At 65.9% G+C, this 299-nt stretch carries 1 pseudogene; it reads right to left on the bottom strand.

The window, feature by feature from the left end:
- A pseudogene (locus tag ASD86_RS27805) lies at positions 1 to 299 on the bottom strand (elongation factor Tu); the annotation flags it as partial.

Genomic DNA, 299 nt, shown 5'->3' with positions numbered 1-299 from the left:
ACGCCGGCGCCGACGGTGCGGCCGCCTTCGCGGATCGCGAAGCGCAGGCCTTCGTCCATCGCCACCGGGTTGATCAGCGTGACCACCATCTTCACGTTGTCGCCCGGCATCACCATCTCGACGCCTTCCGGCAGCTCGCAAGCGCCGGTGATGTCGGTGGTGCGGAAGTAGAACTGCGGACGGTAGCCCTTGAAGAACGGGGTGTGACGGCCGCCTTCGTCCTTCGACAGCACATACACTTCGGCTTCGAAGTCGGTGTGCGGCTTGATCGAGCCCGGCTTGCACAGCACCTGGCCGCG

The sequence above is a fragment of the Lysobacter sp. Root690 genome (genome assembly GCF_001427785.1).
Classification (GTDB): Bacteria; Pseudomonadota; Gammaproteobacteria; order Xanthomonadales; family Xanthomonadaceae; genus Lysobacter.
Note: the sequence above shows the minus strand (reverse complement) of the source record. Positions and strands in the feature narration are given on the sequence as shown.